General features: G+C 44.7%; 11 protein-coding genes. 10 read left to right on the plus strand and 1 reads right to left on the minus strand.

Annotated features, from left to right (window positions below; genetic code table 11):
* Nucleotides 1–75 precede the first annotated feature (75 nt).
* The 8 genes from G5B30_RS04460 (at nucleotide 76) to G5B30_RS04495 (ending at nucleotide 11,954) form a co-directional block, all read left to right on the plus strand.
* Nucleotides 76–1,128 (plus strand): sugar phosphate isomerase/epimerase family protein, encoded by a 1,053-nt coding sequence (locus G5B30_RS04460; RefSeq protein WP_165318748.1) that lies wholly within the window; start codon nucleotides 76–78, stop codon nucleotides 1,126–1,128.
* A 185-nt stretch (nucleotides 1,129–1,313) separates the two neighbouring features.
* Entirely contained in the window at nucleotides 1,314–1,883 is a 570-nt protein-coding gene (locus G5B30_RS04465; RefSeq protein WP_165318749.1) for an RNA polymerase sigma factor, read from the plus strand.
* Nucleotides 1,884–1,941: 58 nt separating this feature from the next.
* Nucleotides 1,942–3,105, plus strand: a complete 1,164-nt coding sequence (locus G5B30_RS17535) for a FecR family protein (RefSeq protein WP_165318750.1) — start codon at nucleotides 1,942–1,944, stop codon at nucleotides 3,103–3,105.
* A gap of 67 nt (nucleotides 3,106–3,172) precedes the next feature.
* Complete coding sequence (locus G5B30_RS04475) at nucleotides 3,173–6,559, plus strand: TonB-dependent receptor (protein WP_165318751.1); 3,387 nt, start codon at nucleotides 3,173–3,175, stop codon at nucleotides 6,557–6,559.
* 10 nt (nucleotides 6,560–6,569) lie between these two features.
* Nucleotides 6,570–8,159 carry a RagB/SusD family nutrient uptake outer membrane protein gene (locus tag G5B30_RS04480; protein ID WP_206367008.1) on the plus strand — a complete coding sequence of 530 codons (1,590 nt, stop codon included), beginning with the start codon at nucleotides 6,570–6,572 and terminating at the stop codon, nucleotides 8,157–8,159.
* Nucleotides 8,160–8,168: 9 nt separating this feature from the next.
* On the plus strand, nucleotides 8,169–9,200 hold the full coding sequence (locus G5B30_RS04485; protein ID WP_165318753.1) for a DUF6528 family protein: 1,032 nt from the start codon (nucleotides 8,169–8,171) through the stop codon (nucleotides 9,198–9,200).
* Between the two features lie 2 nt (nucleotides 9,201–9,202).
* Nucleotides 9,203–10,405 carry an FISUMP domain-containing protein gene (locus tag G5B30_RS04490; RefSeq protein ID WP_165318754.1) on the plus strand — a complete coding sequence of 401 codons (1,203 nt, stop codon included), beginning with the start codon at nucleotides 9,203–9,205 and terminating at the stop codon, nucleotides 10,403–10,405.
* A gap of 43 nt (nucleotides 10,406–10,448) precedes the next feature.
* A complete protein-coding gene (locus G5B30_RS04495) occupies nucleotides 10,449–11,954 on the plus strand; it encodes an FISUMP domain-containing protein (protein WP_165318755.1) in 1,506 nt (501 codons plus the stop codon).
* A gap of 658 nt (nucleotides 11,955–12,612) precedes the next feature.
* On the opposite strand, the gene def is transcribed toward G5B30_RS04495, so the two are convergent.
* Nucleotides 12,613–13,200, minus strand: a complete 588-nt coding sequence (gene def, locus G5B30_RS04500; RefSeq protein ID WP_165318756.1) for a peptide deformylase — start codon at nucleotides 13,198–13,200, stop codon at nucleotides 12,613–12,615.
* 105 nt (nucleotides 13,201–13,305) lie between these two features.
* Here def and G5B30_RS04505 point away from each other — a divergent pair, with 105 nt between their 5' ends.
* On the plus strand, nucleotides 13,306–14,049 hold the full coding sequence (locus G5B30_RS04505; RefSeq protein ID WP_165318757.1) for a hypothetical protein: 744 nt from the start codon (nucleotides 13,306–13,308) through the stop codon (nucleotides 14,047–14,049).
* 49 nt (nucleotides 14,050–14,098) lie between these two features.
* Nucleotides 14,099–15,271, plus strand: a complete 1,173-nt coding sequence (locus G5B30_RS04510) for a Gfo/Idh/MocA family protein (RefSeq protein ID WP_165318758.1) — start codon at nucleotides 14,099–14,101, stop codon at nucleotides 15,269–15,271.
* Nucleotides 15,272–15,278: the final 7 nt, after the last annotated feature.

The raw sequence follows: 15,278 nt of genomic DNA on the forward strand, positions 1-15,278 counted from the left end.
TTTACCATTCAATCGAAGTAGAATAAATGCGTATATTTATCCCATATATTTATCCAAAACAACTAAACATATTACATGAAAACAATTAAGGGACCAGCTATTTTTTTGGCGCAGTTCATTGCAAATGAAGAGCCGTATAATTCGATGGAAAATATTGCAAAATGGGCAAAATCATTAGGTTTTCACGGCGTACAGATCCCGACGGGAGACCCTGCCTATTTTGATCTTCAAAAAGCTGCGGAGAGTAAAACGTATGCCGACGAATATAAAGGGAAATTGCTCGATTTAGGTATAGAGATTACGGAATTATCTACCCACCTGCAAGGACAGCTTGTTGCGGTACATCCGGCATACGATAAGTTATTTGATGCTTTTGCACCGGAACAATATCGTAATAATCCGAAAGCACGTACGGAATGGGCGGTACAACAACTTAAATATGCGGCCAAGGCTTCGCAAAACTTAGGTCTGAAAGCTCATGCGACTTTCAGCGGATCCCTGTTGTGGCAGTACTTTCACCCTTGGCCACAGCGCCCCGATGGGTTGGTGGATGAGGCTTTTACGGAACTGGCCAACCGTTGGAAACCAATATTAGACACCTTTGATGAATGTGGTGTGGATGTTTGTTATGAAATACACCCGGGGGAAGACCTATTTGACGGTATCACGTACGAAATGTTCTTGGAGAAAGTGAATAACCATCCGAGAGCTTGCCTGTTGTATGATCCTTCTCATTTTGTCTTGCAGCAGTTGGATTATATCCAGTATATTGATTTTTACCATGAGCGCATCCGGGCGTTCCATGTGAAGGATGCGGAATTTAACCCGAGTGGGCGGCAAGGTACATTCGGGGGATATCAGAGCTGGCTGAACCGTGCAGGTCGCTACCGTTCCCCCGGTGATGGACAGGTAGATTTTAAAACGATATTCAGCAAACTGACACAATATGGGTATGACGGCTGGGCCGTTATGGAATGGGAATGTTGTATTAAGAACCAGGTCGATGGAGCAACGGAAGGGGCGAAATTTATTCAGGATCACATCATCCGTGTCACCGATAAAGCTTTTGACGATTTTGCGTCGACGGGTGCGGATGCTGCATTCAACAGGGAGATCCTTGGTTTGTAGAATAGCACAAAGTTTATTACTTTGCGCAACGGGTGTCTAAAAAGTAAGCCATGCCGTCATAATGACGCGTTTTTGGGCTTGCAGACCTTTTTAGACACCCCATGAATTAACTTAAGGAACGATAATGCTTAAAGTTTAGTTCATATGAATATTGTATAATTGTCGCACGTAAAGTGTACATATCTATGCAAATGCTAACTGAAACCGAGTTCGACGCCTTTAAGAAGGACGACCAGAAAGCTTTTAAGAAGGTTTTTGATTCCTGTCATTCGGCCCTTATCCGCTATGTCGAGAGTTTGACAAAAATAAGTGAAGATGCGGAAGAGATCGTTCAGGAAGGCTTTGTGCTGTTGTACACCAATAAGCATAAGCTTGAACATGCAGCAGATATTTATCCGTATCTGTTTACGATCGTTAAGCGCCTGACTATTTCGTACTTCCGACGTAAGGTTACTTCCTCCAAATATCTCGAGGAATTAAAAGGCCATTGGTCCGAACAGGTGGACACGACCTCGTCCCAGGTAACCGAGCGCGAGATACGAGAAGCCTTACAAAATAGTATTGATGAACTTCCTCTGCGCCAAAAGCAGGTTTATACCATGAACAAGCTGGAAGATAAGAGCTATCAGGAAATAGCAGATGACCTTGGCTTGTCCCGTAGTACGGTAAAAAACCAGATTATCGCCGCCACAAAGATCATTCGATTAAAACTTTCTAAATACCACCTTTTCATTTTTTTCTGTTTTTTTCACTAGGCGACTAGACCTGCCGCTTTAGCTCTGCGTTTATAGGGGTATAACAGCAATTATAAACGTGGAAAAACAAGAAATTATTCGTCTTTTACATAAGCTTCAGGATAAAACCATAACACCCGCAGAGTTCAATGTATTGAAAAAATATCTGGACAGGGAAGATATCGAGGATATGCTGTTCAGTGATTTTCACCCGGAACAGGATTCCGGTATCCCTTCGAAAGATTACGAAAATCTTTTCCGACAAATACAGGAGGATCCTCGGATAGTCCGGCGACATAACACCCGACGTCTATGGTATTTCAGAAAAATTGCGGCTGTCGCAGCGGCCGTGCTCCTGGTCTGTGGAATGGTGTATTGGAATTATCAATACAAGGAGTCTTCGTCTGCTATGGTACAACAAAGTATCCCCGTTCCGGGAGGAAGCAAAGCACAGATCGTGTTGGCCGACGGAAGTATATTGAATTTGGAAACACTTCAAAATGATACATTGGTACAGTTGGAGGGTTATGCCATCCATAAAGGAGCCAATGGTGAGGTAACTTATCGTATGGATGAATCATCGGACGCAAAACAGGTGGCTTACAATACGATTATTACGCCCAAAGGTGGAGAATATAAGTTGTTGCTATCGGACGGTACACGCATTGCTATCAACGCGATGTCCTCCTTGCGCTATCCTATCCAATTCCATGGTGATAAACGGGAGGTCGAGCTTTTATCTGGAGAGGCTTATTTTGAAGTCAATAAAGTCAAAAGCAACGACACCAGACTACCTTTTATTGTAAAGACCAAAGGACAGATTCTTACGGTATTGGGGACTGTATTTAATATCAATACCTACTCACCTGAGATTATTACCACTTTGCTAGAAGGGAGTATACAGCTTGAAAACAAGCAAAATAAAGTTCGCTTAAGACCGACCGACCAAGCTATATACAACGAAGAAAAGACGCAATATGCTGTTCATACGGTAGATCCGCGTTATATGACGGCCTGGAAAGACGGCATGTTTGCGTATGAGAGTGCCTCTATTCGCCAGGTCATGCAGGATATTGCCCGATGGTATGATGTCGATGTAGCCTATGCCTCATCTATGCAGGGCACTTATTTTTCAGGTACGATATCCCGATTTGAAAATATAGACAAATTATTGAATACGATAAGCTTAACAGGAAGTGTCAAGTTTCACCGAGAAGGAAGGAGGGTTGTCGTGACAAAATAACGGTGTTTTCCATTGTAAACGTAAAATATTCCTATCAAAATAGTATTGTTAAGAACCAATCAGAATTATGTTTGACATCAAGGTATCAAGAGCTTGCAAGGCTATGCGTTGGCGTAGAAGCAAGTCCATACAATTCAAATTGTCCGTCATCCTATTATTTGCCGGAACGTTGCAGGTCTGTGCAATGACTTATGGACAAAATATTACACTGAACAAAAAGAACGTCAAATTGTCGGCAGTCTTGAAAGAAATAGAAAAACAGAGCGGGTATCATATTTTTTATGACAATCGTGTTGTTCCTACTCAAGAAATCGTCAGTGTAAATTATAACAACGAAAATATAGAAAATGTCGTCAAGCAGTTGCTTGCGACATACAACGTCAGTTATAGTATCGTTGACAAAAATATTATACTCAATAAAGCTGAAACTCCTGGAGTCTCCTCTGCTACTCCGGCGGGCAAGAAAAACACGGCTGAAATTCAGGAACGTACCGTGACCGGAACAGTCCGAAATGCTAAAGGAGAAGTGTTGAAAGGTGTTACTGTTGTGCAGCGGAACTATACAGCAACCACAGTGAGCGATGATAATGGGCATTACTCGATTAAGGCCGTGGGCAATACGCCCACCCTGCTTTTCAGTTTTGTGGGTTATCAAACGAAGGAAATACAGGTGACGGGCAGCCATCTCGATATTGTGCTTGAAGAAAATATTGAAGAAGTTGAAGAAGTCGTTATCGTAGGATACCGGGCGGTAAAAAAAGAACTGGTCAATGGGTCGGTGGCTACGGTACAAATGGCCGATAAAGAAAAGCAAACACTTACACATGCATCGCAGGCGTTATATGGAACAAGTGGAGTCTGGATCAACCAGGCCGGAGCGAAGCCGGGAAGTGACGGTACGACAATACGTATCCGCGGTGTGAATACACTCAGCAATGCGAATCCGTTGGTATTGTTGGATGGAATCGAGTACAATTTTAACGAAATAGATCCAGCAGATATTGAGACCATTACGGTATTGAAAGATGCTGCTGCGGCCATCTACGGATCGCGTTCGTCCAATGGCGTGATTCTGATTACATCCAAATCGGGTAAAGCCGGAAAAACCAAGTTCGACATACGTAGTCATACAGGCATACAGCAAGCTAGCTTTCTGCCTGATGTGGTCGACGATCCTATCCTATATATGCAGATGCGCAATAGGGCAGAAGCTAACTCGGGCAAGACGGCGGTGAGTTATACACAGGATCAGATCAATGAATATCGGGACGGACTGTTGACCGACCCTACCATCTATCCGGCATCCAACTGGTTTGATATTGCGATGGAAAATGGATGGTTGCAACAGCACAACGCACGTGTATCCGGAGGTAATCAACAGTACACCTTTACGGTAGGTGGAGGGTATATGTACCAGAAAGGTATATTTATTGACAATGATGATGCAAAACGATATTCTTTTGATGTGAAGGTCACAGCACAGGCCACGCCTCGCTTAAAAGTAACCGGAGGAATAATAGGCAATTTGCGTGAGTTTAATGAAGTGGGCTATGGTACAGGGACGGTGATGAATACCATCATGCGTGCATTGCCTATTATGTCTGACTATCACCGCAATAACTATTATGGATCGACCTGGCTTTTTACGCCGGGGCGGAATAATATCGAGAACCCCCGAATGCAGGTAGAGCAAGGCTTCACGTATCGGGATTACCAAGAGACACTGACAAATCTAAGCTTGGAATATAAACTGCCTTTCCATATCACGTACTATAATACGTTAGGCTATAGACGTGTAGATCATTTCAGCAAGGATTTCATGCCACAGATGTACACGGTCGATCCTAAAACCGGAGATGTCCGAAACTTCAATGGCTCGGCTCCGCGTGTAAAAGACTGGGATTCTTTGGATAAGCAGTTTACGCTATCGCATCGTTTGGTCTATGAGCAACAGCTTGGTGACCATCAGCTCCATGCGATGCTGGGCCAGGACTATCAGGTCAATGACGCACGTAATTTTCAGGCATACAATTGGGGGTTTTATGACAATAGCCTATATGAGCTGAATGCATTATCTGATCAGACCAATGCGCAGGCTACCGGTTATTCTGCCATGAGCAAGTTGGCTTCTGTATATTCACGCTTAGCTTATGACTATCGGGGCAAATATATGGTCGAAGGTACCCTACGTTACGATGGATCTTCTCGCTTTGCTCCGGGCAACCAATGGTCGTTTTTTCCATCGATGTCTGTCGGTTGGCTGATCAGCAGAGAAGATTTCTTTCGAAGCCAAACAATCAATATGCTGAAATTTAGGGCGTCGATCGGTAAACTGGGAAATCAGGCTGTCAGCATCGGAGCGTATAACAGTACGGTAAACATTAGTAATGCCTACAATTATAGTTTTGGCGGGACGACGGACGGAGGGGCAGCCATTACGGCATTGACTGATCGCAATATACGTTGGGAATCCACGCTGTCTTACAATGCGGGATTGGATATGAGCCTATGGAATAAGTTGAACTTGACGGCGGACTATTTCTACAAACGTACGTTTGATATTTTGCGGCCTATTACGATTCCGGGACAGATCGGCGGATTGACAGGGCCAACAGTCAACCTTGGTAAAGTGGATAACAAAGGCTGGGAATTGGGTGCTAATTTTAGTGACAAAAAGGGTGATATAGATTATGGTATCAACGGCTCTGTGAGCTATGTGAAGAATAAGGTTGTGGATATTGCCGGTCAACAGGTGATCTCCGGCCGCTATATTATCAAAGAGGGTTATTCCATCAATTCGTACTATTTGTACGATGCGCTCGGCTACTACCAGACCCAGACCGAGATCGATGATGCCCAAGCTGTATACGGCACACGTTCTAAGCTGAGACCGGGCTATATAAAATATGCCAATATCAACAATGACAACTTTATCGACGACGAAGATAAAATCATTACAGGCAGTACAATCCCGGATTATACGTATGGTTTTGGTGCCCGTGTAGGGTATAAAAACGTTGTACTGGATGCCCAATTTCAAGGCGTGGCCAATGTCGATGTCTATCCTGCTGCTAACGTGGCTATGCCATTTAATAACGGGGCCGGTGTCACGTACGATTGGGCTCGCGAGTCATGGACACCGGATCATCCAAACGCCAAACTACCGCTGTTGACTACGTTTACCGATGCCAATGAGAATTTTATCAACTCTACATTTTGGTTGCGGGACGCTTCCTATCTGCGGATGAAAAATATTTCATTAACGTATAATGTGTCAGATAGGTGGTTAAAAACTTGGGGAGGTAGCAAATTAGCAGTCTATATCAGCGGACAGAATCTTTGGACGATCAGTAAGTTCAAGATGTGGGATCCCGAATTGACGACCACCAAGGGGGATCTGTATGAGTATCCGAATTTGAAGAGCTATAGTGTAGGTTTGAATTTAACATTTTAAGGGAATGAAGATGTCAATGAAACTTTTTTTATCATTACTTGTGGCCACAGGTCTACTGACGTCCTGCGATCTGACCGTAGACCCTACCGACAAATACGATCAGGAAACATTTTGGCTAGGCGAGAAAACTGCGCGTGCCGGCTTGACAGGTTGCTACGCCGCCATGACTGATCAGTATCTTTTTGGAAATGCGTCTGTATTATGGGAAGAATCAGCAACGCCGAATGCTTATAATTATGACAATAGGTTGGGCTGGAACAGTATCGCCTTGGGTACACAGACTGCTGACATGGCTATTTTTAATGGCCGATGGGTAGCTGCTTATAGAGGTATAGGCCGATGTAATGAGCTGTTGGATAATATTGACCGGAATACCATATTATCACGGACGGAGATTGCTCAAATGAAAGCAGAGGCTCGATTCCTACGCGCTTTATTCTATCAGATTTTGGTTACCTATTACAAGGATGTACCGCTTATTACTACTGAAGCGCAGCTCGATCAAAGGGATCTGCCACGTACACCGCATGAGGAGGTAGTCGACTTTATCATCCGTGAATTGGACGAGATCGCGCCGCTGCTGCCGACGAGGTATACCAACCGCGCAGATGCGGGACGCCCTACCCGTGGTGCCGTATTGGGTTTGAAAGCACGCTTGTTGCTGTTTGAGGCTTCGCCACTCATCAATACTTCGACTTCGACTGACAGATGGAGATCGGCGGCCAATGCGGCTAAAGCGGTTATGGATTTGGGTATATACAGTCTGCACAGCAATTACCGTAATCTGTTTTTGGTAGCTGCCGAAAACGGGTCGGAAAGCATATTTGATGTGCAGTATATAGACGAGCCTAATATGGGCAGCAGTTTTGATATTACGCTTAGGCAGTTCAATAATGCAGCGCCGCTTAAAAACCTGATCGATAGCTATTGGATGCTCGATGGGAAGCCCCGCGATGAATCGGTTTATTCCGGGTCTGCTGCTTACGAGAATATGGATCCTCGTTTTAAGTTGACGGTGGTTTATCCGGGATCCACTTTTATGGGAGAAGTAGTGCGGCCGGATGGAAACAACTCCAAGTTCAAAACACCGCAGACGGGTTTTACATTTAAGAAATATTCTATCTATGACGCGGGCGCACCGGCGACCGTAGAAGAAGCGCAAATCGGTGAGAACAGATCCGAGATCAATTATATGGTACTGCGTTATGCAGATATACTACTGATGTATGCCGAGGCAAAAAATGAATTGGGCGAACTGACCTCAGATATCTGGAATACAACAGTACGGGAAGTCCGTAGACGGGCCGGATTTTCTGCAGCTTCTGCCTTGGATTATCCGGGCAACGACCCGGATATCTTGCGTGAACATATCCGCTACGAGAGACGTATCGAATTTGCAGGCGAGGGGCATTATTACAACGATATCCGCCGTTGGAAGATTGCTGAAACGGTACTGCCCGAGACTATAAAAAAGCACGACGGCACCAATATTATCACGCGTACGTTTGATGCGAACAGGGACTATTGGTGGCCAGTGTCCAGCACACAATTGGAGTTGAACCCTAATCTGAGACCAAACAACCCAGGGTGGGGAAATTAAAATAAGAACATGATGAATATAAGAGATATAATAAATAGGGGACTCTTGCTAGTTATGGCGGTTTTATTGGCATCCTGTACAAAGGATAACCTGCCTATACTGGATTTTTCGGATCCTTTTGGCGATAGCGCTGAAAACACGCATCCTGTACCCGCATTGGAAGATAGCGAGCGTCCGATTTTGATTACGGACGAGCTGGAAAGACAGGTATTTATTGTGGATTCGCTGAGTAAGGGCATTATGTGGCAATGGAAAGCTGGGGATCACCTGACGAGTGCGCAAACAGCCTGGTTCAGTGGCATGGATGAGGTGAAGCCTGTCTACAACGGCAAATACGTGTTATTTACCTCATCCAGTGGAGGGGCAGCTATGGTGCGGGTTGCAGACAAGAAGGTGGTCTTTTTGTCCAATGTGAAAGGAAGCCCACACTCGGCGGAGGTTCTTCCCGATGGCAACATCGTCGTCGCATGTAGCTCAAATGGTACTACAGATGGTGACGTACTGAAGCTCTACCGTGTCGATTCGGCCAACCCTTTGGTGGCCAATGAAACAAAACGCTACCCGTTGACTTTTGGTCATAATGTCGTATGGGACAAGGAAAGAGAGGTGTTGTGGGCTACCGATGACCAGAATCTGTATACGTACACCTATGACGGCAGTGATCCTGAAAATCCTGAATTGACAAGAAATACTGAATTTTACCCCTTACCCGATTTGTCTCCTCACGATATGTCGCCGGTATATGGCAAAGATCAATTGTATCTTGCTACAGCAAAAGATATATACATTTTTGATATACAGACCAAGGTGTTCAATAAACATCCGTACTCCCAGGGCAATATCAAGTCTATATCGGATGGTCCTGCTGGTTTTGGTACGTTGATTATCAAGCCTACGACCTCCTACTGGGCAAATAGGCTGATCAATGTCCGGGGTAGCAATGTGTATTTCAATGAATCATACCGAATGTATAAAGCACGTTGGTATATCGACAATCTGTTTAGTTACCCAAGTGATCATCCATATAGACAAAGTAAGTAGTTATGAACACACAAAAAGTAAAATCCGTTTTGATCATAGCGTTGATCGCCTTATTTGTTTCGTGTAAAAGTGACGATACGACGGATCTCCAACAACCCGATTTTATAGTGACGTCGCTTCCAGCTAATTTAGCTGTTGAGAGCGGACAGGTATTTGAACTGTTTATCCCGGATGCAGAAGAGGGGGTATTGTATATCTGGACGATACCGGATATGTTGGGCATGTTGGATGGGCAGGGTACCAATAAGATTACGGTCATGCCGACGATCGATGCCGGTGTTATTCCGATAAAAAGTATCGGTGTAGTGGCAAAGAGAGGGAATACCGAAAGCTATACCCGCTGGCTTTATAAGGATATTACCGTACTGGCGCCTCCTCCAACGTTGGAAGATTATAGAACGAAGCGTTATGGTACCAAAACCTGGATGATCGAAAATCTGAATGAAGGCGGGACAACAGGTAATCTCGGACGTCCGTACAACAATGATCCGGCAAAGGCTGCTCTATATGGCAGGTTGTATTCTTGGCATGAAGCCATGACGGGGATTCCAAATGCAACGGCTGCTCAGAACCCGTATAGTTGGGGTAGCAGTGGTACGGATGATGCCGGAAATCCCTATATTATGGATGGTACCTTTGCCAATGCGTACAATATACAGGTACAGGGTGCCTGCCCCAGAGGTTGGCATGTGCCGAATATGAATGATTGGTATGATCTGGTCGTAGCAGTCAAACAGGAGTATGGTATTCCGGGAAATACATTAGCCGATGTAGCTGGCAGTAAGGATGGTTATATTATTGGGGCATCAAGGGAAACAGGTGTTTTAAATTCGATGGCTCTTACGACCTGGGGAGTAGTCAGCCCCTATTTCAAGGGAAGTAGCCCTACGAGTGTGGGTGGCCTGTGGTCCGGCACAACTACATTTAGTTATGGTGGGAATGCCACGTTCCCTGGAGGAGATTATCCCTTGTACAAGGATTTGAGCAGTGAAATCGCTTTCAATATTTTGCCCAGCGGCAGAAGACTTGCATCAGGTGCTTTTAATGATGAAGGTATATACTCGTACCATTGGGTGGCTTATAGAGGGACTGCCAACTCCAACAATCCCATGCGTGTAACAGTTGCTTCGGGGAACGCGAATTTTTCGAATGGTTTTCACGATCCATTGGATTCATTTTGTTTACGTTGTGTGGCGAATTATTAACGAACAGTACTCAAAAAATTATGAAAATCATATAAAAAATATCATGATGAACACTGTAAAATATTGGCATAGAATAGGTTATATCATAGGATTCTGCTTGCTCGCCTTCGCCGTCGGCGCATGTGGGGACAAGGAGATTTTTACGGCAGAACTGCCCTCTCTTTCTATCACTACGGAGGATGGGGAAGGAGCTCCCGTAAATTTGGATATACCTGCCGCGGGAGGGTCTAAAACCTTTTCGGTGGCTTCCAATGGCAATTGGAATATTACAAAACAAGGGAATACCACAGACTGGGTGACGGTCACACCAGACAAAAGTGGCGCGGCTAGTGAGATTACTGTACTTATAGAACCCAATACCAGTGAACAAGCCCGGAAAGTGACGCTCCGTTTTGCTATGGACGGTGTACAAGTCAAAGCCATGTCCATATCGCAACTGGGCTATGTCCCGAGTATAGCCGTATCCCCTAAACCGGAGGAACCTTTTACATATAAGGGGGGTGATGTGACCTTTACGGTGACGACCAACGATGATGCCTGGAAGTATACGATAGAAGAGGGAGCAGACTGGTTGACAGAAAAGGAAAGAACAGCTACTACATTAACCCTGACCATATCCGGAAATTCCGGTGTATCTCCACGGGCAGCCAATATCACATTTAGCCTCGAAAATTATGAGATAGCGGATGTTGTACAGTTGTTGCAAGAAGGTAAGAAGCTGGAAGGGTATAAAACCAAGATTTATGGTACAAAGTTGTGGATGATCGAGAATCTGAATGAGGCCGGTGAAGATGGTAATCTAGGGTATGGATATAGTGATCCTCAAAAAACGGCTCGGTACGGCAGGCTATACACCTGGCACGAGGCGATGACGGGCATTCCAAATGCGACGGCAGCAAATAATCCATTTGCTACACCGGGCGCTAGCGGTATAGATGATGCCGGAAATCCTTATATTATGGATGGTACCTATACCAATTCATACAATATACAAGTACAGGGTGCCTGTCCTGAAGGTTGGCATGTGCCGAATATGAACGATTGGTATGATCTGTTAGTGGCCATTAAAGATGAATACCATATTCCTGCGAACGTCCTTTCTGACGTAGGATCGACCAAAGATGGCTACATTATCGCATGGGGTAGACAAACTGGAGTTGTTAATCCTATGAATCTGACCAATTGGGGTATGGTAGGGGCCTATCTTAGAGGCAGTAGCCCGCAGAGTGCAGGTGGTTTGTGGGAAGGAGGGGCGACATTTTACTATGGGGGCAATACGTCCTTAGGGTTTCCGGCAGGAGACTATCCTTTATATAAAAATTTAAGCAGTGATATAGCGTTTAATATTCTGCCCAGTGGTTACAAAATAAATAACGGAGGAAACTTAGTAGAGGAGGGAAGATATTCCTACCATTGGGTGGCCTATCATCGAGGTGCTTTAAACCAGAACCCATTACGTTTAACGGTTGGTTATAACAGTGTGAACTTTTCCAATGGTTGGCCTAATCCGCTCGATGGGATGTGTCTGCGCTGTGTAGCAAATTATTAAAAGAAGGCACGGTCGCTACAAGTTAAAAGGAGGGGGGGCTCTAATATGCCAATTACCCCCCTTTTCGTAATCACCTTTTCCGAATCAGTAACACCTTTTCCTGAAAATGGTATTACTAATTCACAAAAGGATCATCCTTGTTTGATACTACCACCACCTTGTTTGCAACGTGTGCATCCTTTTTCCGGAGAAGGTCATCCTTGTTACAAAAAAGGAACATCTAAATCGAAATTTGTGATACATTGTTCTGAACTTCTATAACCATTTTACGAACAAGTGATCACATCATCTCAACAAGGATGTACCTATTTTCAATAAGGTATACCCCATTCCGAATAAGTGATCACATTTTCTGAAAAAGGATGTGCTTGTTCTAAACTTGTACATCCCTATTGCAAACAAGGATGCACCTATTTTCAATAAGGTATACCCCATTCCGGAGAAGTGATCACATTTTCTGAAAATGGACACCCCTTTTCAAAAAATGGACTACCTTTTTATAAACAGGGATGTTCCGAAAGCCAAAAAGTGATCACAAATAGGGGGCAATGCTGCCTGCGCACCACGAAACACCAATATAACATAATTGCTATAAATCAGCTATTAATTAAGAAAAACATCTAAAACGGGCCTTGCGGTTGATGTCGAGCAAGTATTTTTATCTTCCTTTCTTTTGCTGTGGAAATTTCATTTTATAGGAAACCTGTACCTGGCCTTTCGAAATAGAATCCAGCTTTCCTTTCAACATCGCCTTTTTCAACGGGCTAAGTTTGTCGATAAAAAGCTTTCCTTCGATATGGTCGTATTCGTGCTGAACAATACGTGCCGCCAATCCAGTCAGCTCCACTTCATGTTCGTCAAAATTTTCATCTAGATAGTTGATAAGCACATGCGAAGGACGCATGACCTCCTCCGAAATATCCGGAATAGAAAGACAGCCTTCGCTAAAGCCCCACTTGTCTCCTGCTTCCTCTACGATGATAGGGTTGATAAATACTTTCTTGAAATCCTTCAATGCGGGATCTCCCGGTTCATCTTCATCATCCTCCGCAAAAGGAGAGGCATCAATGACAAAAAGGCGAATAGGAAGTCCGATCTGTGGTGCGGCCAAACCGACACCACGTGCACCATACATCGTCTCAAACATGTTGTCGATAAGCGCCTTCAAGTTCGGATAATCTTCATCGATCTCTTCCGTCTTCTTCCTCAATACAGGATCGCCGTATGCTACTATAGGTAATTTCATCCGTTTTTTTCTCTTACTATTCGGGTACAAAGTTATCAATTATTTGTGACGCTCATCACATAAAAGTGGTGTTGTCCCGATAGCTTTTTTCTTATTTTTACACGGATGATAGATACACAGGCTGAAATAGACAAATTCTTGGATGATCTCCGTACCGCGATCCCTTATCCGGTCGACATGGATCGGTCGGCTACTATCCCTACGGCACAGATCAACACGCTTTTCATCTATATCTATCCTCCCCATACTGTCAGACAGCCTAATGTGGCGGGATTTCAAACCATCCATCTGGATGTAGATCTTTTGTCGTCTGCGCACGACAAGGTAATCGACCGTATAAGGGGATTACTTGGTGCAGGCACAAGGTTATATGCCCGGGATACGGTTGTAGCACGGGTCGACAAAAAGGTTGCGATGGCTTTTCAAGAAGAATATCACATGCAGGTTGCTTTGCCCGGCAAATATCGGTACGGTCTCTATCATCGGGGGGAGTTGGTGTCTGTTGCTGTTTTCAGCGGTGGCAGGCGGATGGATACCGAGGGGGAGGATTACCGGTCCTTTGAACTGTTGCGCTTCTGCCATAAAGGAGGGTATATTGTCGTGGGAGGAATTTCCAAGCTATTGAATCGTTTTATCCATGATTTCCATCCGGATGATATTATGACTTATGCGGACTTGGACTGGTGTCAGCAATCTTCCTTGGAGCGTATCGGTTTTCAGCCCATAGCCGTTAAAGAACCGCAGACATTTTATATCGAAGACGGCCATAGACACTATAAAAAAGAGAGTAAGAATGGAGGATATACGGTCCAAAATAGCGGAAGTCTTAAATTAAAACGTATTCTTTAAAAGCTTTTTGTTATTTTAGATGCTCATCTAAAAAATTAAACAACAAAATATGAAACGTAAACTACGTATGGGTATGGTAGGTGGAGGAAATGATGCCTTCATCGGAGCCGTGCATCGTATAGCCGCCTTCATGGACGGAAAGATTGAATTGGTCTGTGGAGCTTTTAGCGTAAATCCCGAGATTGCTATTCAGTCGGGAAAAGATCTTTTTGTCGCAGAAGATAGAGTTTATTTGGACTATAAGACGATGATCGAAAAAGAAGCCGCTTTGCCTGAAGGAGAGCGCATGGATTTTTTGACCATTGTTACACCCAATTTTTTACATTTTGAGCCCGCGAAGATGGCTTTGGAGCATGGTTTTGATGTGGTCGTGGAGAAGCCGATAACGGTATCGCTGGAGGAAGCAAAAACATTGCAGGAGGTGGTGGAACGCACCGGAAAGACACTGTGTCTCACGCATACCTATTCGGGATATCCGATGGTAAAGCAAGCCAAAGCCATGATAAAGGAGGGCCACTTTGGAAAGATACGGAAGATTTTGGTGGAGTACCCACAAGGCTGGTTGAGTAGATTGAGCGAAAGAGAGGGAAATGCCGGTGCGGCATGGCGTGCAGATCCAAAACGTTCTGGAAAATCTCTGGTCATGGGCGATATCGGAACCCATGCGGCACATTTGGCCGAGTATGTGTCGGGCTTGCGGATTACCGAACTCTGCGCGGACTTAACCACATTCGTGGAAGGCAGACTTCTGGACGACGATGGCTCGGTATTATTGCATTTTGAAAATGGTGCCAAAGGGGTATTGATGGCTTCTCAAGTAGCGGCAGGTGAGGAGAATGCTGTCCGCCTCCGCATATATGGAGAGAAAGGTGGTCTTGAATGGGCTAATGAAGATCCAAATAACCTGATTATAAAGATGCTGGATCAACCGCGGCAGCTGTATCGTACAGGAAACGCGTATGCAGCGCCTTATACGCTGAGTTCTTTTGCTACGCACAATACCCGTGTGCCTGCCGGCCACCCAGAAGGTTTGCTGGAATCTTTTGCGAATATCTATCGGAATTTTGCGGCAACTGTATCGGCCAAAAAAGAGGGACGTACACCTACGCCGGAAGAACTGGATTTTCCGACGGTCGCGGATGGCGTGCGTGGGATGGCTTTCATCGACACCGTGGTAGAAAGCAACAGCAGCAACGAAAAATGGACTAAATTTGTAGGGTGATAAACAT

The organism is Sphingobacterium sp. SGG-5, from assembly GCF_011043525.1.
Lineage (GTDB): Bacteria > Bacteroidota > Bacteroidia > Sphingobacteriales > Sphingobacteriaceae > Sphingobacterium.